The organism is Aquimarina besae, assembly GCF_042434905.1.
Lineage (GTDB): Bacteria > Bacteroidota > Bacteroidia > Flavobacteriales > Flavobacteriaceae > Aquimarina.
The window spans coordinates 4,424,921-4,447,477 of the sequence record NZ_CP170199.1 but is presented as its reverse complement, the minus strand read 5'-3'; the positions used below and the strand labels follow the sequence as shown (position 1 = coordinate 4,447,477).

Genomic DNA, 22,557 nt, shown 5'->3' with positions numbered 1-22,557 from the left:
AATTGATCATTATTTTCCAAGTTCTAATTGATTTTTTACCAAGTTGTAATAGCTTCCTTTTTCTTTAATCAAAGAATCGTGATTTCCAACTTCGATAATTTCTCCTTTATCTAATACTACGATCTGATCTGCATTTTTTACAGTACTTAATCTATGGGCAATTACCATAACTGTTTTGTCTTTAAAGAAGGTATCCAGTTTTTCCATAATCACTTTTTCATTATTGGCATCCAGAGCAGAAGTAGCTTCATCAAAAAATAAAAACTTAGGGTTTTTGTATACTGCTCTGGCAATGAAAAGACGTTGTTTTTGTCCAGTACTAAGTCCAACACCTTCCATACCGATTTTAGTATTGTAGGACAAGGGTAAGGACTCTACAAACTCTTTTATATTGGCCACATCGACAGCGTGTGCTAATTTTTTCTTATCTACATAGTCTTCGCCAACAGCAATATTATTAGCGATTGTATCATTAAAGATGTATCCTTCTTGCATTACCACACCAAACTGGTCTCTCCAAGCTTTTTGCGACACATGATGTAGATCGTGAGTGCCAATAAATATCTGACCCTCATCGGGTTCGTAAAATTTCAACAGTAATTTCATAAGGGTAGTTTTTCCACTTCCGCTTACACCAACTACCGCAGTAATTTTATTTGCCGGAATAGAAAGGTTTAGATTTTGCAATACAGGTTTATCGGATCCCACATATCTAAAACTAAGGTTTTTAATTTCAAATCCTGAATTTTCAGGGATTTCCCGTATTTTTTCATCTCCTGATTTTTCTTCATCTTCTTTATTATGAATTTCGCCCAAACGTTCTAATGAAATCTGTGCATCTTGCAATTCTCTTAAGAAATTGATCAATTGTGTTATCGGTGCATTTAATTGTCCTACAATAGATGTAATGGCCAGCATCATACCTAAAGTAATGTCTCCATCAATTACTAGAACGGCAGAAAGCACCGTGATCAATATGTTTTTAAGCTCATTAATAAAAGCAGAACCTACACTTTGATATTGTTCTAATGCTAGATTCTCTATGGATATTTTAAAAAGCTTAGCCTGTACAAATTCCCAGTTCCATCTTTTTCTTTTTTCGGCATTATGGAGTTTAATTTCCTGCATCCCATTTACCAGTTCGATAACTTTACTCTGTTCCTCGCTGATTTGTGAAAATCTCTTATAATCTAATTTTTTACGTTTTTTAAAGAATATCAGAATCCAAGCAAAGTAAAAGGCACTACCAATAGCAAAAACGCTAAAAATGGAGAAGCTATAATAGATAAGTACGATACTAAAAACAATCAAGTTAACCATCGAAAACAACACATTGAGTGATGACATCGTTAGTATTTGCTCGATTCTTTTGTGATCGTTGATTCTTTGTAACAAATCACCAGTCATTTTTACATCAAAATAGGAAATAGGCAAATTCATTAGTTTGATGAAAAAATCTGATATCAAAGAGATATTTATTCTGGTACTCAAATGCAATAAGATCCAGCTTCTTAGAACGTCAATTAATGTTCGACCAATAAACAAGGATAGTTGTGCTATCAGCACCAGATATACAAAGTTAATATCTTCATTCTTTATACCAACATCAACAATGCTTTGGGTAAGGAAAGGAGTAATAAGTTGTAATAAACTACCTGCGGTAAGACCCAATATCAGTTGAAAAATAAACTTCTTGTACTTAAATACATATTTGGAAATAAACTTAAATCCAAATTCTTCATCTTTTTCATCAAAATTGTCACTATAGAACTTGGGTGTAGGTTCTACCAATAAAGCAACCCCTTCTTCTGTTGTTTGATCTGCATTATTACCAATCCAGGCTTTGATAAACTCTTCTTTGGTATAGGTAATCAAACCGTGTGCAGGATCGGATACAAAAATCGTCATGCCTCCTTTTCTGTTGGTTTTGATTTTGTAAACCACCACATAATGCACTTTATTCCAGTGTACAATACAAGGTAACGGAACTTCTAATAGTTGATTCAAAGAAAGTTTTACACCAAGTGATCTAAAACCAATACTTTCTACCGCTTCACTTAAGCCAAGCAAAGAACTTCCTTCTCTGGTGGTTTCACTTAAAGATCTAAGCTTTTGGGTATTCAGAACTTTTCCGTAGTGTTTGGCAATGATTTTAATACAAGTAGGTCCGCAATCTTTAGATTCAGCTTGTTTGTAAAAAGGAAATTTTGGCATTAAAAGTTTTAATTTTTGTGTCGTGTGATCAGTTACAAAGAAAAGTAATTCTTTTCGATTTTACTATCCTATTGATTAGATCCTATATGATTCGTATTTATTAGTTCATATTTGGATGGATTTGTTACCCAAAAAAGGATGGTTTTTTAAGAATTATTAATTATGATGACAATTTTAAACCGAATGAGACACACCAGTTGGTTCCGGTTTAAGTATTTCTAATAACAATGTTTTCTCTAGTATAAAAGATAACATTTTTGTTTTAAAGTCTGTAATTCCGTCTCCAAACTGCTTTATAAAGTCTTTGTCTTGGTGTAAATCATCATAAAGCTCTTGGATCGAAACAGGTTCTAAAAAGTACAGTAAAATACTATGCCAACCAACGAGATCTTTTTTATCTTTTTTTCCATTGTAAGGGATCGTAAATTCTATAGTAATGGGATCGGCGTTAAAATCTATAATACAGTTATTGTTTATAGAAAACTTTGTATTAAACAATTCATCTTTAGTTATATTTTCTACAAAATCATAAAAATCAAATATGTTTTGTAATCTGGATGTTTCAATTTCTTGGTCAAAACCTAGTTTTGGAAAAAGTCGATGAAGCTTACTTTTGAAATGTTTGTGATATTCTGGAAAATGATATTGAAGTCTGGCTTCTATCTGCTCACAAGCAAAAATTGATTTTTTGGCAAAACCTATGCAATGAATAAATTTAGAAATTAAAGGTACGGTACTAAAATCGATAACTTCTACAAAATTTGGTTGTACGTTATTAAATAAATATTGAACCTGTAAGTTATTCTTTTCTGCTATTGCATAACCTAATTGTTGCTCAAAAATAGTATTAAAAATACCAACATCGATATGAGGAAAATGATGTTCGTTTTTTTCTATTAATTCTTTAGCACTTCGGTAAAGCTCTTGAAAAAAATCAAGATTTCTACCTCCGATAAAACCAGCGTTATGAGCTAAGATTTTGCCATTGCTATAATAACTTTTAATTAATTCGCTGGGAATCGTTTCAAAATTAGCAAGCATATATTTGAATGTTTTTCCATAACCAGGAAAATTTGCTTCTACGTTTTGAGCGATGATATCATATTGTTTATGATCATAAGGGATTTTATCCCAAATAAAGATATCATTATCTAAATGTATAAAAGGTTCGTTTTGATCCGCACAGGTAACAAGTTTACCAAAAGCCCATAATTTGGGATGATGATGATTGATTCTTTCAAGATTGGTGTATATATTAGAATAAGGCAGTTCTAAAAGATTATGAAACAATTCTTTTCCTCTATTATCCGTAAATAGCTCATTTTGCTTATAATATTTATGAATCGTTAGTGCGCTTAGCGCAAAACTATAAAAAGCCTGTTTTTGATTTACCCAACCGCCGTTATATCTGGCATTTGAATCCTCTGAGCTATGATACGTAGGTTTTGTCCAGAAACTTTGAATTATTTTCATGATATATGTTTGCTTAGAATAGAGGATGTTTAAAACACCCTCTATAATTAATGTAAGATGGATAATCTCTAGTAGTTAGGATTACACCAGCTATTTAGATCGGTATCATAGTATAGATACTGTCCGTTAATCCACGATCCGTGAGGTGGATACAACTTACCAGCAGGACAACTAGGAACAGATCCATATTCATAACCACCGGTAATCTGCTTGGCCTCTTTTCTGTCCAAGATTTCACCTTTAATCTTCTTTAAAATTTCTGATTTTTTCATTTTTTAATGAATTAAAATTAATAATGATTTGATAGTATACTATTACTATATAATACGCTGAAAAGAGAAAATGTTACTAGTAAAAAATCTACGTTAACGTTATAGTGTTAATAAGTTGATTGAATTATCAATTTTTTAACATCTTTTTTGCGTGAATCATTACAATTTTCTTGTTCTTGAGTATTGTGTTAAGGCGAGTACCAGTGAAGATTTAATCATATTGTTGGATAAATTACTTTAAAAACTTTACAACCTGAATTAGAATAATAACTTAAGAGTTTTAATTTTTGTCTTATATTCAGTTACAATACAAAGAAAAGTACTTCTTTTTGGTTTTACTGTCCTCTTGATTATATCCTCTGTGATTCGTATGAATTAGTTCATATTTGGATGGATTTGTTACCCTGAAAAAAAGAGTTTTTTTAAAACCAGAATATTGAATTATAGCGAATAACAAAACAATATACTTATGTAGTATTACTATTCTACTGTGAAGATAATATTTGTCCTATCTCAGTTAATTTTTGCGGACTGCTTCCACGGGCAATAATGTTTAAGTCTTTATCAATTAAAACAAAGGTTGGAAAGGCCACTATTCTAAGGTCATCGAGAATTTGAGGAGTAGTGGTATATTGTTTTTCTTTTTGGATGAATGCGTGATTCCAATCCATTTTATACTTTTTTATGTGTTCAAATACTTTTTTAATATCCACGTCATAAGCGAAACTTAAAATAGTTAACCTATCTGCATACTTTTCTTTAAGCTGGATAACATCAGGAGTAATTTTAATGCACGGAGCGCACCAGGTACCCCAAAAATCTATTAAAAGGTAGTCTTTTTTTGCCAGAAGTTTTGAGAATCTTGTTTTAGAAAAAGATAAGTCTTTAAATTCTAGATCTTTAATTTTTTCTCCTTCTCTATAACCAGTTAGTCTTTTCGGTAGTTTTAAATCTTTTAGAAAGAGTTTAGAGAAATCCGTAGTGAAGCTGTCTATCCTGAAGTATTTTTGACTTAGGTTGATAGTATCTTTTAGTCTATAACTGATATTCTCGTAACCAAGTTGCGTAGGAAATTGGTTATTTATTTCAGCAAAGCTAAAGTCCTTTATATACTTATTACGTTCAATATAAGCTACTTTATAAGGGAGGTCTTCGACGCGAAATTCTCCATATAACCAGTGATCGTGAAATTTTAATAACAGGGTTAGATCGGTACGTATTGGGTCATCATATTGATAACCTCCATCATTAAGTAATACTTTGTAGATAAGACTGTCTTTTATGGCTGTGTTACCAACAAACTTTTGATAAACAAGGGTATCAAGTTTAGTGTTTTTATCGGTCGTTTCAAATCTTTCCAGACTATCTTGGTTTCTATCGAAATAGATAGTTGGATCATCACCAAAATCATAGTTAAAATTGTGATCCACACCTACCACTATTTTATCCTGTTTATAGCCGGAGTAGGCATAGATTGTATTCGGATAAATAGAATCGGGTTGTAAATTATCTCTCAACACAAAGGATTGAATTATAATAGTGTCTAGCTTCGGCATACCTTTTAACCCAGTGGGAATAGAATCTAACATTCTAAAGGTTAATAAGCTACTGGAGAAAGGACCTGCTTCAACTTGTTTTTTTAAATCTATCTCTATATCCTCATCAATTGATGTATTTGGGTTATTAGTTCTCTTACAGGAGATTGCTAAAAATATAATTAAGAGAAGTACAATAGTAGATTTCATTTGTTTTTTATTAGTTGGTAAACCTAGTTTAATATAAAATGAAAAGTAAATATTTCAAATACAAATTTTAAAGTACATATGAATTAAAAAAAGCTGTCCAAACTTATACAGACAGCTTTTTTGCAAGAATAGGTATGACTTAATTCTTCTAATTCAAACTCAACTTTGTCGTAGCTATTCCTTTTTCGTTTTCGATTTGTACCAAATACAATCCTCTAGATAATTCTCCAATTTCAAAATTGGTTCCTGGTGCAAAGTTACCTTCGAATTTTTTCGCTAGAGATCCGGTGATCGTATATACAGATACTTTTTGTACCGATTCATTAATACTAAACACGGTTCTTGCCGGATTAGGATATGCATTAAAACTAGCTCCATTAACAAACTCCTGCGTACTTAAATTAGGTTGTTGATTTCCATACACCTTGAATTCACCAGGTTGTAAGCTAATTACCGCGTTTACGTTAGTTACATTTATACTTTCTCCTGTATCGCTCAATAAATCATACCAAGTACCTGTTTCTTGAAAATCAGGATCAATAGAAATGGTATTGACTCCAAAATTCCCAATAATGGTTACATACTTTATTTCATCTCCGGTAGCAGCATTATCAGTAAGTTGAATTTTTTTAGAAGTCGCTGACGATACGGATAAGGTAAAATCGTTTGTCCTAAATATTCTTTCATTTAATTTTAAACGAATCAACTTGGCATACGTGTCATAAATATCAGTTCTATCGGTAACATTCAAATAATCCCATCGAATTGGCTTGGGACTGGTTCTGCAAGATTCTTCAACAGTTCCGTTTTCGCATCGATTGATACTAAATCCATATCCTAATTCACCGAATTGCCAAATCATTTTTGGTCCTGGAACGGTAAAGTAAAATGCTCCAGCCAATTCTTGTCTATCCAATGCAGTGGATAAATCGGTTACATCATAAACTGGCGAGTTTGTATCATTACCAAATTGAACATTTTTGTACATTAATCGCTCTTCATCGTGGCTTTCCATATAACTAATGTTAGAAGGAGTAGTCCAACCACGTGTTAAGTAAGATACAGATTGGAAATTAGAATCTCCATACCCCATAGTAGCCTGATTATAATGGTAGTTGCTATTTCCCCAAACAAGCATTCCTTCATTGATTAATAAAGTTTCTTCAGAATTCGGAGCGAAATGTTCTAAGATTACATAGGCATTAGGGTCAACGGCTTTGATAGCTGTATTCATTCGAGTAAGAATATCGATACGACTTTGGTCAAAAGCACCTCCATCTCCTGGAGTATTTGTAAATCCTTTGGTAAAATCAAATCTAAACCCATCTATATTATACTCAGTTAGCCAGTATTCATTTAATCGGTCTATATAATCTTCTGTAGCTGGAGATTCGTGATCGATATCGTTAAAGAATGAAAAAGTAGGATTAGAATCAGTTTCTCTGAATATTGGATTCTCTGCGGTTGCTTGTCCGTTATAACAACCATTACAATCGTTCCACATTCTATAATATGGATTTTGACCTGTAGCGTGGTTATACACTACATCTAGTATTACCGCAATTCCCCTGGCATGACATTCGTCCACAAATTCTTTAAATGCAGTGGGAGTTCCGTAATATTTGTCCAACGCCATATGGAAAGAAGGGTTGTATCCCCAACTAATGTTTCCGTCAAACTCAGAAACCGGCATCAGTTCTATGGCATTGATTCCAAGATCTTGTAAATAATCAAGTCTTGCCTTTACTGCATCAAAAGAATGTAGGTTATCAAAATCACGAATTAATAATTCATAAATAACTAAATCAGTAACTTCGGGTCTTTGAAAATCGGTGGTTTGCCAAACATATTCGGCTTCACCGGTTTTAAACCACGTTACGGCATCATTCGTTTTTCCTGTTGGATAACTAGGAAGGTTTGGAAAAGTCGTATTATCAATAAATCCATCATTAAATTCTGATAATATTAAAGTAGAGTAGGGGTCTGCTACAGAGATAGACGCATCAATAACATATTGATACAAGATATCGGCATTATTTGGCAGGTTGTTTAAGGTAATCCAAAAACGATCTTGAGCACTGTCCTTATTCAATAAGTAGGTGTTGTCAAGAGTCCAGTCGTTGTTGTTAAAATTCCCTTTTAAATGCACGTAGTCTTTCTCTGGAGCATATAGTACAAAAGTAGCAGATGTTCCATTTAGATTTAATCCGTCTTTCATTCCTGCTGGTACCGGAGCTTCTGTATTAACAGGAGTAGTGATGGCAGAAAAAGTTTCTGATAAGGTGTTGGTTGTTCCTGATTCTGTCGCTACCAGTTCAAAACTTACTCCTTCAGTAATGGTGTAATCAAAGGTATAGCTAGTGATATTGGTCTGCGTGTTTACAGAGACACCATTAGCAAAAAGTTCGAAATCCGCGGTTACTGTTGAGGTGGCAGTAATGGTTAAGTCATTTCCGCTATCTATGATACTTACTGCATCTGTAGGCGCATCTAGCGAAAGCTGAAAGATTCCTACATTTACCACATTGTCCTGTGTCTTCTTATCTCCAGTTCCGTCTACAGCTTTTACCAACATTCCTATGCGATCTATTCCGGTAGCTCCGTAAAAAGTAGTTGGAGTTAATGTTATAGAGTAGGTTCCATTACCATTATTAGTCAAAATTTGTGGATTCGTAGCATCAGATGAATCGGTCCATTGACCGTTATTAGGGGAGTTTATAGATGCAGTAGCCGTTGGACTATTAAAATACCACGCCCAAAGGTATAAATCGGTTACTCCCCAAATACTAGGATCTACTCCAGAGACGGTGATCGTAATTTCATCATCCTCATTAAATGCGGGAGGATCTATAGTAAAAGTTGCATTCTGTACTTGTGCTTGGGACCAAATAAAACTAAGAAAGCAAATTAAGGTTAAAGTAAATTTTTTCATGACGCTTTTGTTTTTAAAGTAAAAAGGCTGTTATCAGAAATAACAGCCTTTTCTATGTATATTTTTGACTATTGTGGAGTCAAAGTATATGTATAATTGTTAGGATTGCTTAGATCTAAAGTCACTAAGTAAGTTCCTGCAGTATCAACACTAAGATCACCAGCACCAAAAGCTAATTGCCCATCTTCTGCTCCGGTACCAAAGTTATCCTGTGGATCATCCCAACTATCGTTAGCTCTAAACTTAAAACTTCCTGGAGTTAATGCGATGGTAATCATCCATGTTTTAGAAGCCGGATCGTATGTTAAATCAGTGTCACTATCCCAACCAGTTGGTGTAGCAGCTCCAATAATTCCCCAGACTTGTTTTCTTGCTGTCCAAGTAATATTTTCAGGATCTGAAAAATCGGCATCAATCTTATAATATCCAGCTTCAGCAACTCTCATATTTGATTCTCCGTCTTGTACCAAAATTCCAGAAGAACCGCTTCCGTCTGCATCTCCGTAATCTCCATCAAAACTAGTATTTGTGGGTAAAACTTTGAATTCAGGACTTGGATCGTTTAAGAAAACATATCCTTGAAAAGCCGTAGCACCAAACTCAGCAGCCTCAATGGTCGGTAAGGTACCGGCAGGAGTCCAGTTATCGCCATATCCACTTGCATTCAGGAAATTACCTATAATAAAAAACTTAGGAGCTTCTGTTGTAAACGGAGTTACTGCAACAACTCTAGACTCAGAAAACTGAGGTTCTCCAGCGCCTACGTTTGCAACTATTCTAATTTCAACATTTGCAGGCTCACCAGGAGTCAATCCTAATGCTAGAGCTGCATTGTTGAAAGAATCTACAGATACAGGAATTTGTAAAGAGTTACTGCTTCCAAGTTCTTGTGGAGCAGCAAAGTTATTTCCTTCCACATCTACCTCTACCGAATAATTGGTAGCTGAATCAAAATTAAAATCTGCATCGGTAAACGTGAATCTTTCTGCAAGAAGATCTTTGGTTTCAAAAGTAAATACATAGGAAGTACCTGCCTCTGGTGCAGTGATTACAGGAGCCTCTGCTAATTCAAAAACTGGTCTATCTTCTATGTTGTCGTCTGCTGTACATCCAATAAATAGGGTACTAAGTATAGCTAATGTTAAAAATATTTTTTTCATTTTATATAATTTTTTAATAACCTGAGTTTTGATTAATGTTAGGGTTTGCTACTAATTCAGTAGAAGGAATTGGGAAAAGACTTACGTGAGGTGGCAATGGAGAACCATTTTTTGCTCCATTTTTGAATGCCCATAAAAGACTCCCTCCGGTAAATTTTCCAAATCTTATAAGGTCTGTTCTTCTATGTCCTTCCCAATAAAGCTCCCTTGCTCTTTCATCTAGTAAGAAATCTAGAGTTAAGTTTCCTGCATTAATATTGGCGTTAGGATTTCCGTAAGCACGCTCTCTAAGTTGATTGATGTATCCTACTGCTTCTGTAGGAGTACCTCCAGAACCACCTCTTACAACAGCTTCTGCGTAGTTCAAGTAAGCTTCAGCAAGCCTGAACATATGGAAATCAGCATCTACATGAGTACCAGTTCCATCAGATCCTGGTTCTAAATCAACACCAACATTTCTCCACTTTTGTATCGCATACCCATCTTGATAGTTTGAAAGTGTTTCTATTTTTAATGTTTGCTGATTTGTATAAAATTTTCCTCTCGAGTCATTCCAAATTGGTTGTGAAGCTATTGATACAGCTTGTACAGGAGCAGCAACTTCGGTCCCATTATTTGTAATAACACCTGTTAAAAAGTTATATCTAAAAACCTCATTGGCATCAAAAGCTGGATTAGTATTGTTTTGATCAGAACCTAAATATTCAAAATCTCCATCTGCATCAAATGCTTTTAATGTACCAGCATCATCACCTAATAATCTTAGGTCATTATCATACTCGTAAATCTGAAAAGATCCATTACTACCTCCGAATAAATTAACAAAAGTTTCTGTAGTTCTAATACCGAACCATCCACCATCAATTCCAAAAGCTCTTGGTCTTATATTACCGCCTATAGGAGCATGTGTTAAAAATGTAGTTCCACCGAAAGATTGAGTGTTGATTCCATCAAAAGCAATACTAAAAATGCTTTCGTTCTGAGCCCCATTAAAATTATTATCGGCTAAGAATAGTTTCTGATAATCATCTACCAAGCTAAAACCTGCACCTAGTATTTTATTAGTGTATTCTAAACTTTCTGTATACATAGCCGTTCCTGTATATACTTCTGCATTTAGATATAGTTTTGATAATAGCATCCATACAGCCGCTCTATCCGCTCTTGGGTATGAGTTTGATCCTGGTGCAGGCATTGTATCTTCGATGGCTAATAATTCTGATACTACAAAATCAAAAGCTTCTTTTCTTGAAACCTGCGGAGGAATAAATCCAACTACCGGATCATCTTCTGTAAAGAAAGGAATATTACCAAACATATCTACGAGATGATAGTGGCTTAATGCTCTTAAGAATCTTGCCTCTGCTCTGAATCCCTGAATCTCTGCCTTTAAAGCAGCAGAAACTCCTCTGGAATCTAGTTTTGCATCAGAAGTTTGTCTTAAATATTCATTAACAGAAGAAACCTGAAAGTTTGCTCTGTCATAAAATGCTCTCACGAAAGCGTTACTTGAGGTCCATTGACCAAAGTTTAATACTGGTAAATCCGGATCTCCCCAAGCAATTACAGCTTCGTCTGTTGGTAATTCCTGTAATTGCCAGAAACCTCTTAGGTACTGACCAAAACCAGCATCAATACCTGAGATGTCACTGCTTCCAGGTCCATCTTGTCCACTTACGGCTAATCCAGAGTATAGTTTACCAAGTGCTTGTAAATATGCCTGATCAGAACTATAAAATTCATCTGTAGTTTGATTCTGATCATCATTAACCTCCACGTCTAAATCATCGGTACAAGATCCTATGGATAATAGGAGCGCACATACGCCGATGTTTGCTAAGTTTTTAAAATTTATCTTCATTGCATTCATTTTTTTAAAAGTCTAAATTAACTCCAAACTGGTACGTTCTCGGTCTAGGGTATATGGTTTGATCAAAACCATTACTAATTTCAGGGTCAATCCCGGTATAGTCAGTTATGATCAGAACATTATTTACTGTACCATACAATTTCATATCAATTCCTTTATAATTTAAGAAATTTTTGAATGTGTATCCCAAAGAAATATTATCCAATTTTAAGAATGAAGCGTCCTGAATATAATAGTCAGAAGAAAATCTATCTACACCTCCATCAAAAAAGCCTGTATCTAATAAATCGGTGGTCGTATTAGATAAGGTGTTTTGGAAGTTTAAAATTCTTCTTCCGTTACTTCCGGCATCTACAAAGTTGTAGTTATAGTTGCCGACACTACCTCTCCAGAACATACTAAAGTTCCAATTCTTATAATCTAAAATTGTATTAAAACCGTAGAAAAAGTCTGCTGCCGGTTTTCTGTAGATATACTTATCTTTTTCGTTGATTACATTATCATTATTTCTATCAACATAGGCGCCTTCTACCGGTCTTCCATTGGCATCATAAATTTGCTCAAATACCCAATATGAACTAGGAGCAAAGCCAACCGTTTGTATATTGATATTACTACCTACAAATCCTGAACCGAAGAAACCTTCGAAATTAGGGTTGTCTACAGCAAATAATTCTGTAACTTCTCCTCTTTGGAAAGTGATATTACCTCCAACAGACCATTTCAAATTATCTGTCTGAACAGGCACTACGTTTAATGAAAGTTCTAATCCTTCATTGGTCAAGTTTCCTAGATTCACGTCATCCGCATTTGCCAAACTTCCACTAGGAAGTGATGCAATGAATAATAGGTCGTCTGTTTCTTTTCTATATACATCTACCGTACCGGATACTCTACCATTATACAAACCAAAATCTAAACCGACATTATATTGTGTCGTTGTCTCCCACGTTAAGTCAGGGTTGTAAGGAAGTGCTAAACCTGTAGAAATAAAAATTGGGGTACCATCAGCCTCTTGTCCAATTTGATATTGAGAACCTGGTCCACTAGTTAATATTCTAGGTAAAGAGGGTGTAGCGTCTCCAATACTTTGTTGTGGAGTTACCCCATAACTTGCTCTAAATTTAAGTTGAGAAATGAGATTTGAATCTTTTAGGAAATTTTCGTTGTGTGCGTTCCAGGAAAATGCACCCGATGGACTGTTTGTCCACTGATTTGCAAGACCAGAAAATCTTGAAGTGGCATCGCGTCTAAAACTTCCGGTAAAAATATACTTGTCGGCAATAGAAATAGTAGCTCTACCAAAAAATCCTAATAGAACTTCTCTCGGATTATTAAAAGGGTTATTAATTTCTATTAAATCAAATCCTCTACTAAAATTACTACCACTATCTAAAAATTTTTGATAAGAATAACCGGCAGTAACATCAAATATCGTATTCAATGCTTCAGAATCTTTTCTATAGTTTAAATAGAAATCAAATAATAAGTTTTCTCTTTTTTGTAAGGATCTACTAAAACTGTCATTACCTGTTCTGGCTGCATTAGCAACAGATTCTGCAGATGTTGTATTTTCAGTTTTTGCACTAGCAATTTCATATCCCACGTTTACATTAGCTCTTAACTCCGGTAAAAAGTGAAATTTATAATCAATCTCTAAATTACCTAGACTTCTAAATATTAACCCACTACTATCATTTTGATCTAAGGCTGCTACTGGATTTTGTCCAGCTAAAGCGATTGGGTTTCCACTACCATCTAACCATTGAAAATAATTTCCAAAATCATTATCCTGAAAAACTGGTTGTGTAGGATCAAATCCTAAAGCCGATCCAATATTAGTAGTGGCATACGTATAGTCTTCAACTGCTGTCTTTAAATTGGTATTAATTCTTAGATGATTATCAAAAAATTTGGTTCTAATATTCGCTGCTAAAGACGTTCTGTCAAGTTGATCAGTTTTAATCAATCCTTCTTCACTCAACAACCCAAGAGATACTCTATAGTTGATCCAATCCCATCCACTAGAAAGGCTAATGTTATGATTTGTAGAAACCGCATTTTGTAGGATTTCATCTTGCCAATCAGTATTTTGAGTTCCTAACAAATCAATCTGAGCCTGAGATCCGTTAGCAGTTACATATTCTCTAAATTGATCACCATTTAACGCTTCAATCTTATCTACAATTTCTGAAAACGTAACATTTCCGTTATAGTTAAATTTTAGTTTTCCATCTGTATTTGAACCTTTTTTGGTAGTAATGATGATCACACCATTAGATGCTCTAAACCCATAAATAGCTGTTGCAGAAGCATCTTTCAAAACGGTAAAAGATTCTATGTCATTCGGATTTATAGAGTTAAGGTTGTTTCTGGTTCCACCCGGTCCAGGGTCTAATGGAACACCATCTACTATAATTAATGGATTATTAGAAGCATTAAGAGAAGAACCTCCTCTAATTCTAATTGTAGACCCTTCTCCGGGTGCACCTCCATTATCGATTACGGTAACACCGGCAGTTCTACCTTTGATTAATTGATCAGGAGAGGTGTTCACACCCTGATTAAAGTCATCTGCTGTAACTGTACTTACAGAACCTGTTAAATCTTTCTTTCTAACAGATCCATATCCAATAACCACCACTTGTTCTAGTTCTGCGGCATCTTCTTGTAATGCTACATCGATTCGGGTAGTACCGGAAAATGTAAATTCCTGAGGAATAAACCCTACATAGGAAAACTGGATAACATCCCCGTTGTTTACCCCGCTCAACGTATAATTTCCATCAAAGTCTGATGAAGTTCCGTTTGTTGTTCCTTTTACAATGATATTGACACCGGGAATCGGTTGACCATTTGCTGCATCAGTTACAGTACCGCTGACGGCAGTAGACTGTGCAAAAAAGCTCATTGGTATCAACCACAATAAAAACAATGCGCTTTTAGTAAATGTTTTCATACAAATTTAAATTAGTTTTTAATTGTTTTTAGCCTTATATTCTCACTTTCTGAAAGCCAATGTATGTAAAATCTGTGTTAAATTTTGGTTACGGTGTAGCCGTAACCTTACGAAAACGTTTGCGTGTGGATAACTTTTAAAATTCTGTTAAAATTTTAAGGGGATTTGTGATCATATAGCATATTTTCGCACAAAAATTTAACTTTTAATAAAAATTCAAGGGAAATGAAGCAAAAAGTTACGTTAAAACAAATAGCAAAAGAACTAGATGTATCGATCTCAACAGTTTCTAAAGCGTTGAAAGATAGCGTGGAGATCAGTTTGGATACTCGACAAAAGGTAAAAGCTTTCGCTAAATTGTATAATTATAAGCCTAACAACATTGCCTTAAGCCTTAAGAACAGAAAAACAAAAACCATTGGGGTCATTATTCCTGAGATTGTTCATCACTTTTTTACCACTGTTATAGGTGGGGTAGAAAAGGTGGCAAATGAAAAAGGATATAACGTTATTATTTGTTCTTCTAATAATTCGTTTGATAAAGAAGTGATCAACTTAGAGATGTTGGCAAGCGGAAGTGCAGATGGTTTTATTTTGTCTGTTGCAAAAGAAACACAGCTAAAAAAAGATTATCATCATATTGAAGAAACGATGAGCCAGGGTATGCCGGTGGTACTTTTTGATAGGATTATAGATGAACTTGTATGTGACAAAGTTATCATTGATGACGGAAAAGGGGCTCAGACTGCAACCAATCACTTATTGTCTATGGGCTGCAGAAAGATTGCAATTCTAACCACTGTAGATTATATAAGCGTAGGTAAACTTAGAACCAATGGGTATTTAAGAGCATTGAGAGCTTATGACATTACAGCAAGAGAAGATTATATCTTAAAAATAGAAGATATTGATAATTGCGAGTCTGAAATTGCAGATTTCTTAAAAAACAAAGATGTAGATGCAATATTTGCGGTAAATGAATTATTTGCAGTAACGGCAGCCAGAGTGTTGAGGGAGCAAGGCAAAAAAGTACCTGATGATGTCTCTATTGTTGGTTTTACTGATGGTATTTTATCCAAACATTTTATTCCTAGTTTGACCACCATTAGTCAGCACGGAGAAGAAATGGGGATCCGTGCAGCAAAGCTTCTTATAGACAAGTTAGAAGGTGATGAAGATGTGCCTGAAGAATATAAAACCGTCATAATCGACACGAGTCTCGTACAAAGAGAATCCACAAAAAAATAATCAACTTAAACTTTATTATTTAAAATAATATAATATATTTGATCCCTATCAGAACTTATATTTTCACTTTCTACTAACATAAGTTTTGATAAGTGTACGCGCTTATCATAGTAATTATTAAAGATTTACTTAATGAACAAGCGTAAGCTAAGTTTCTGGGAGATTTGGAACATGAGTTTTGGTTTCCTGGGAATTCAATTTGGTTTTGCATTGCAAAATGCGAACACATCCAGAATTTTTGAAACACTAGGTGCTAAAGTTGACGATTTAGCTGTTTTTTGGTTAGCTGCTCCTATTACCGGATTATTGGTACAGCCAATTATAGGTTATTTTAGTGACAGAACGTGGCATTCTAAATTAGGACGACGAAGGCCCTATTTTTTAGTTGGCGCTATACTATCTTCAATTGCATTATGTGTGATGCCAAATTCATCAACCTTATGGGTGGCGATTGGTACTTTATGGATAATGGATTCTTCAATTAACATTTCTATGGAGCCTTTTAGGGCTTTTGTTGGAGATAACCTCCCTGAGTCACAAAGAACAAAGGGATTTGCGATGCAAAGCTTCTTTATAGGTCTTGGTGCTGTCGTAGGATCAGCACTACCGTATATTTTTTCAAATTGGTTGGGTATAAGTAATGTAGCAGAAGAAGGAGTTATTCCAGATTCGGTTAAATGGTCTTTTTATATCGGGGCCGTTGTCTTTCTGGCAGCAGTACTGTGGACGGTTTTTTCTTCAAAGGAGTACTCTCCAGAAGAACTTGAAAGTTTTGAAGATCATAAGACTGAATTTACCGTAGAAATTACTGCAGATGAAAACACAAACAGAATAGCTAAACTTAAAAAGGCAGGAACTATTATGACTGTCTTTGGAATCATTATCAATGCTGGGCTTATTTATTTAAAATTAGATAAAGAATTATATATCCTTTCCGGAGGTATATTATTTGTTGGTATTTTATTTCTGTTGGCAGCATTTATTAGAAAAGCTACTGGTACCAATGGATTTGTGACCATTATGACAGATCTTTTGTATATGCCAAAAACGATGAAACAATTGGCGATTGTACAGTTTTTCTCTTGGTTTGCTTTGTTTTCTATGTGGATTTACACTACTCAGGCCGTTACGAGCTATGTTTATGGATCAACAGATCCAACGTCACAGCTATACAATGACGGTGCGGATTGGGTAACTGTACTTTTTGCAGCGTATAATGGAGTGGCAGCATTGGTTGCTTTTTTACTGCCTGTAATCGCAAAAGTAACAAGCAGAAAAGTTACGCATTTGATTAGTTTGATTTTAGGAGGATTAGGATTACTATCCATTACAGTTTTCAAAACGCCAGAACTTTTAATTATTTCAATGATTGGTGTAGGTGTAGCTTGGGCTAGTATTTTATCCATGCCTTATGCAATGCTTGCTGGAGCGTTACCACCGAAAAAAATGGGATATTACATGGGAGTGTTTAACTTTTTTATCGTAATTCCTCAAATAGTGGCAGCCTCTATTTTAGGGTTTTTGTTGAGCACATTTTTTAATAATGAAACCATTTATGCCTTAATTATAGGGGGTGTAAGTATGATAGTTTCTGGAGTTTTAACCTTGATAGTCAGTGATGAGGCAACTATCGAAATAAATGATTGATGACAAAAAAAGCATTCATATTTGATTTAGACGGTGTTATTGTAGACACCGCAAAGTACCATTTTCTAGCGTGGCAAAATTTAGCCAATAGTCTTGGCATTTCTTTTTCTTCAGCACAAAATGAACAACTAAAAGGAGTTAGCCGAGTACGGTCTTTAGAGAAAATTTTGGAATGGGGAAACAAAACCATATCAGAAGAAGAATTTACTACTTTGATGGCTAAAAAGAACGAAGAATATCTCAATTATATTGAGACTATGGATACTTCAGAAATTCTTCCGGATGTCCCCAGGGTGCTAGAGTATCTTCTAGACAAGGATCAGGCTGTTGCACTAGGTTCTGCAAGTAAAAATGCCAGGGTGATTTTAGAGAAGGTATTACTAAAAGAGAAATTTCACGCTATCGTAGACGGTACTGATGTATCAAAAGCAAAACCAGATCCCGAAGTTTTTTTGATCGGAGCTAAAAAATTAGGAGTAGATCCCGTTGATTGCGTGGTGTTTGAAGATTCTGTTGCAGGTGTTCAGGCTGCTAATATCGCCCATATGATTAGCATAGGAATCGGTGATCCTAATGTTTTGCACGAAGCAGATTATGTCTTTAAAGATTTTACAGAAATCAGCGAAGACTTTATTAACCAGTTAGTTACAGCCAAAAAAAAATGAGAATAATAATGGGATAATCTAAGTATGCATTATATTTATACTTAGGTAATTTCCCAACAATTAAAAATAAAAAAGAGAACGATGAATCAGGATTATATTAAACCAGATAACTGGTCTATAATTGAAGAAGGGTTTGATGTTGAACGAGTTAAGTCCTCAGAAAGTCTTTTTAGTATTGGTAACGGTGCTATGGGGCAGCGTGCAAATTTTGAAGAGACTTATACAGGCCCTACTTTTCAGGGAAGTTATATAGCAGGAGTATATTATCCTGATAAAACCAAAGTAGGTTGGTGGAAAAATGGATATCCTGAATATTTTGCAAAAGTTTTGAACGCCCCTAACTGGATCGGAATTAATGTAGAGATCAATGGTGAAAAATTGAATCTATTTAAGTGTAAAACTGTCTCAAATTTTCGACGAGAATTGAATATGAAAGAAGGTTGGTACCAAAGATCTTTTGACGCTGTTTTACAAAATAATACGGAAGTCACGGTGAAGTCTACAAGGTTTTTAAGCCTAGACTTGGATGAAGTAGGAGCTATAAAGTATGAGGTGACACCTACAAATAAAGATGCGTCTATTCGTTTTACTCCATATTTGGATTCTGGAATTACCAACGAAGATACCAACTGGGATGATAAATTCTGGGATACGTATGAAGTGTCTCATAAAGGAAATTCGGCATATATTTCTTCTAAAACCATGAAAACAGAATTTCATGTGTGTACCGGAATGCTCAATCAGTTGTTCTTAGATAATACATTACAAGATGTTTACCCTACGGTAGAAACTAATAAAACATATGCAGGTCTTAGTTATATTATGGAGGTTGCAAAAGGTAAAACGGCAGCACTACATAAATTTGGAGGCTACACTGTTTCTCTAAACCATAAACAAGAGGATATTGCATCAGCAAGCGCAGCGGTTCTCAAACAAGCATCTGATTCTGGTTTTGACGCACTATTGGATCTTCAGAAAAAAGCTTGGTCTAAAATATGGGAAATGGCAGATATCGTTATTGATGGCGATGTAAAAGCACAACAAGGTATTCGTTTTAATATTTTCCAATTGAATCAAACCTATCTAGGTAAAGATGCAAGATTAAATATAGGACCAAAAGGATTTACAGGAGAAAAGTATGGTGGTAGTACCTACTGGGATACAGAAGCTTATTGTATACCTTTTTATATGGCTACCAAAGATCAAAATGTCGCCAGAAATCTGCTTCAGTATCGTTATAATCATCTGGATAAAGCAATAGAGAATGCAGAAAAGCTTGGATTTACTAATGGAGCTGCGTTATATCCGATGGTAACGATGAATGGAGAAGAGTGTCATAATGAGTGGGAAATTACTTTTGAAGAAATCCATCGAAATGGAGCTATGACATTTGCGATTTATAATTATCTGCGATACACTGGAGATTATAGCTATATTCCTGAAATGGGATTAGAAGTAATGATTGCGGTAGCACGTTTTTGGCATCAAAGAGCAACATTTTCAACAGACAAAGATAAATATGTGATTTTGGGTGTTACAGGGCCTAATGAGTACGAGAATAATATCAACAATAACTGGTACACAAATTACTTAGCGAAATGGTGTATTGAGTATTGTGTTGAAAATATTGATAAAGTTAAGTCAGAATATAAAGCAGATTATGATAGAATTATAGAGAAGACAAAATTAGATCAGAAAGAAATTAAAGCCATGCTGGAGGTAGCAGAAAAGATGTATTTCCCATATTCAGAAAAACATCAAGTATATCTGCAGCAAGACGGTTTCTTGGACAAAGAATTAATTACGGTAGAAAATCTAGATAAATCTCAACGCCCGATTAATCAAAAATGGAGCTGGGATAGAATACTAAGATCTCCTTATATTAAACAGGCAGATACGCTTCAGGGATTTTATATGTTTGAAGATCACTTCTCGAAAGAAGAACTAGAACGTCATTTTGATTTTTATGAACCGTTTACCGTTCACGAATCTTCACTTTCACCTTGTGTACATAGTATTCAGGCTGCTACTTTAGATAGAATGGATCAAGCATATACGTTTTATTTAAGAACATCTAGATTGGATCTTGATGATTATAATAAGGAGGTAGAAGAAGGACTTCACATTACGAGCATGGCCGGAACCTGGATGAGTATTGTAGAAGGATTTGGCGGACTACGCGTTAAAAATGATACATTATCATTTACTCCAAAAATTCCTAAAGAATGGAAGGGATATACATTTAACGTAAACTTTAGAGATAGTATTTTAAAAGTAAAAGTTTCTCAAGAGGGGACTACGTTTAACTTAGAAGGAGAAAGTGACATGTTAATTTATGTAGATGGTAAAGAATTTACCATTTCTCCCAACAGTTTAATGACCGTTTAATTCATTATTTAAATGAAAATGCAAATACCCCAAAAGCTTTTGTTTTTGGGGTATTTAATTCCGTTCTGAATGATATATTCAGTATATAAATTATAAAATTCAAAATTAAATCAATGAAGAATATAGTAGTTGTTCTTTTTGGGTTCATTGTTTCGTTAACTTTTGGACAAATAGAAAAAATAGAACCTCCATTTTGGTGGAGTGGCATGCAAAATAGTCAATTACAATTGATGTGTTATGGAAAAGAAATAGCCAAGTATGACATAGAAATCGATAGTATACCAATAATCGATGTCACCAAAACTGAAAACCCTAATTATGTTTTTGTGACTATTGACACCAAGGCTGTGCAACCCGGAAAAGTAGTAATTAATTTCAAAGAAAATGATAAAGTAGCCTTTTCACAACCGTATGAATTTAAAGCAAGAAGAGAAGGTTCTGCACAACGAAAGGGTTTTGATAGCAGTGATGTTATGTATTTAATTATGCCGGATCGTTTTGCTAATGGCGATACAACTAATGATTCTCATAAGGATACAGCAGAAAAAGCCGATCGATCCAATCCCGGAGGGCGTCATGGGGGAGATATTCAAGGTGTCATTGATCATCTTGACTACCTTCACGATTTGGGAGCAACTGCACTTTGGAGTACTCCTTTATTAGAAGATAATGAACCGGTATACTCATATCACACCTATGCACAAAGTGATCTTTATAAAATTGATCCTAGATTTGGTACTAATGAAGATTACAAACGATTAGCTTCTGAAATGCATAAATTGGATATGAAGTTGATTATGGATTACGTAACCAATCACTGGGGTTCTAAACATTGGATGATTAAGGATTTACCAACCAAAGACTGGATTCATCAGTGGCCAGAAGGATTTAGAAGAAGTAACTACCGTATGACAACTCAGTTTGATACCAATGCCTCGGCAGTAGATGCAAAAGGATGTATGGATGGATGGTTTGATACAACCATGCCAGATATGAATCAAAGCAATCCTTTGTTGCTGAATTACATTACCCAAAATGCAATTTGGTGGATAGAATATGCAGATCTGGATGGTTTTCGAGTGGATACGTATTCATACAATGACAAAGAAGGAATTGCGAAATGGACAAAAGCGATTATGGATGAATATCCAAATTTTAATATAGTCGGTGAAGTATGGATGCACGATCAGGCTCAAATGGCCTATTGGCAAAAGGATAGTAAGATTGGTGCGATTGATAATTATAATTCATACCTACCCTCTGTAATGGATTTTACGCTGCACGACGCTGTGATGGTGATGTTTCACGAAGAAGGAAATTCTTGGGATAAGGGAATGATACGAGCTTATGAAAACTTTACGAATGACTTCTTATATCCGGATATCAATAATATTTTGTTGTTCGCCGGTAATCACGATACGAATAGGATCAATGAGATTTATCAAAGTGACATCAATAAATATAAACTGGCAATGACTTTGATATTCACCACCAGAGGAATCCCACAGATCTATTATGGAGATGAAATTGGTATGTTAGGAAATCGCGATAAAAAAGGCGATGGGGATATTCGTAGAGATTTTCCCGGGGGTTGGCCGGATGATAAACAAAGTGCTTTTACTGCAGAAGGAACTTCAGGTGAAGTAGCTGGAAGAACACAGGATCAGGAAGCTTTTCACGCTTTTACTAAAAAGGTGTTGAATTGGAGGAAGAACAGCGATGCCATTCATAACGGAAAACTATTACAGTACATTCCCTTCAATAACGTTTATGTGTATTTTAGATATACAGAAAAAGAACGTGTGATGGTTGTGATTAATAATACTTCTGAGAGTCAGGAGCTTGATGTTACTCGTTTTAAGGAAGGGTTAAAAAATGCTACAACCGGTAAAGATATTATTACAGATAATAATATAGATATGACTGAAACGCTGTCGATTCCAGCAAGGACTTCAATGATTATCGAATTACAATAAATCGAACA

Annotated in this window: 13 protein-coding genes; 5 read left to right on the top strand and 8 right to left on the bottom strand. The window is 34.8% G+C overall.

Features of this window, described 5'->3' with window-relative positions; all coding sequences use genetic code 11:
• Positions 1 to 9 precede the first annotated feature (9 nt).
• The 8 genes from ACE94K_RS19625 to ACE94K_RS19590 all read right to left on the bottom strand — a co-directional run bounded on the left by ACE94K_RS19625 (position 10) and on the right by ACE94K_RS19590 (position 14,625).
• Complete coding sequence (locus tag ACE94K_RS19625) at positions 10 to 2,214, bottom strand: peptidase domain-containing ABC transporter (RefSeq protein WP_378176483.1); 2,205 nt, start codon at positions 2,212 to 2,214, stop codon at positions 10 to 12.
• Between the two features lie 174 nt (positions 2,215 to 2,388).
• On the bottom strand, positions 2,389 to 3,687 hold the full coding sequence (locus ACE94K_RS19620) for a DUF6734 family protein (RefSeq protein ID WP_378176480.1): 1,299 nt from the start codon (positions 3,685 to 3,687) through the stop codon (positions 2,389 to 2,391).
• A gap of 68 nt (positions 3,688 to 3,755) precedes the next feature.
• Positions 3,756 to 3,959: a hypothetical protein gene (locus tag ACE94K_RS19615; RefSeq protein ID WP_378176477.1), complete on the bottom strand. Its 204-nt coding sequence runs from the start codon at positions 3,957 to 3,959 to the stop codon at positions 3,756 to 3,758.
• 485 nt (positions 3,960 to 4,444) lie between these two features.
• Entirely contained in the window at positions 4,445 to 5,704 is a 1,260-nt protein-coding gene (locus ACE94K_RS19610) for a TlpA family protein disulfide reductase (RefSeq protein ID WP_378176474.1), read from the bottom strand.
• Positions 5,705 to 5,852: 148 nt separating this feature from the next.
• A complete protein-coding gene (locus ACE94K_RS19605) occupies positions 5,853 to 8,636 on the bottom strand; it encodes an alpha-amylase family glycosyl hydrolase (protein WP_378176471.1) in 2,784 nt (927 codons plus the stop codon).
• 68 nt (positions 8,637 to 8,704) lie between these two features.
• The gene (locus ACE94K_RS19600; RefSeq protein WP_378176468.1) at positions 8,705 to 9,796 is read right to left on the bottom strand and encodes a SusE domain-containing protein; all 1,092 of its coding nucleotides are present in this window, start codon (positions 9,794 to 9,796) and stop codon (positions 8,705 to 8,707) included.
• Positions 9,797 to 9,809: 13 nt separating this feature from the next.
• The gene (locus ACE94K_RS19595; RefSeq protein WP_378176465.1) at positions 9,810 to 11,657 is read right to left on the bottom strand and encodes a RagB/SusD family nutrient uptake outer membrane protein; all 1,848 of its coding nucleotides are present in this window, start codon (positions 11,655 to 11,657) and stop codon (positions 9,810 to 9,812) included.
• Between the two features lie 13 nt (positions 11,658 to 11,670).
• Entirely contained in the window at positions 11,671 to 14,625 is a 2,955-nt protein-coding gene (locus ACE94K_RS19590) for a SusC/RagA family TonB-linked outer membrane protein (protein WP_378176462.1), read from the bottom strand.
• A 225-nt stretch (positions 14,626 to 14,850) separates the two neighbouring features.
• On the opposite strand from ACE94K_RS19590, the gene ACE94K_RS19585 reads away from it, so the two are divergent.
• From ACE94K_RS19585 to ACE94K_RS19565, 5 genes are all read left to right on the top strand, one after another.
• Positions 14,851 to 15,873, top strand: a complete 1,023-nt coding sequence (locus ACE94K_RS19585; protein ID WP_378176459.1) for a LacI family DNA-binding transcriptional regulator — start codon at positions 14,851 to 14,853, stop codon at positions 15,871 to 15,873.
• A 132-nt stretch (positions 15,874 to 16,005) separates the two neighbouring features.
• Positions 16,006 to 17,520 (top strand): MFS transporter, encoded by a 1,515-nt coding sequence (locus tag ACE94K_RS19580; RefSeq protein WP_378176456.1) that lies wholly within the window; start codon positions 16,006 to 16,008, stop codon positions 17,518 to 17,520.
• Positions 17,520 to 18,185 carry a beta-phosphoglucomutase gene (gene pgmB, locus ACE94K_RS19575; protein WP_378176453.1) on the top strand — a complete coding sequence of 222 codons (666 nt, stop codon included), beginning with the start codon at positions 17,520 to 17,522 and terminating at the stop codon, positions 18,183 to 18,185. The genes ACE94K_RS19580 and pgmB overlap by 1 nt, the downstream gene beginning before the upstream one ends.
• Before the next feature lie 81 nt (positions 18,186 to 18,266).
• Entirely contained in the window at positions 18,267 to 20,573 is a 2,307-nt protein-coding gene (locus tag ACE94K_RS19570) for a glycoside hydrolase family 65 protein (protein WP_378176450.1), read from the top strand.
• A gap of 113 nt (positions 20,574 to 20,686) precedes the next feature.
• On the top strand, positions 20,687 to 22,549 hold the full coding sequence (locus ACE94K_RS19565) for a glycoside hydrolase family 13 protein (protein WP_378176447.1): 1,863 nt from the start codon (positions 20,687 to 20,689) through the stop codon (positions 22,547 to 22,549).
• Positions 22,550 to 22,557 lie beyond the last annotated feature (8 nt).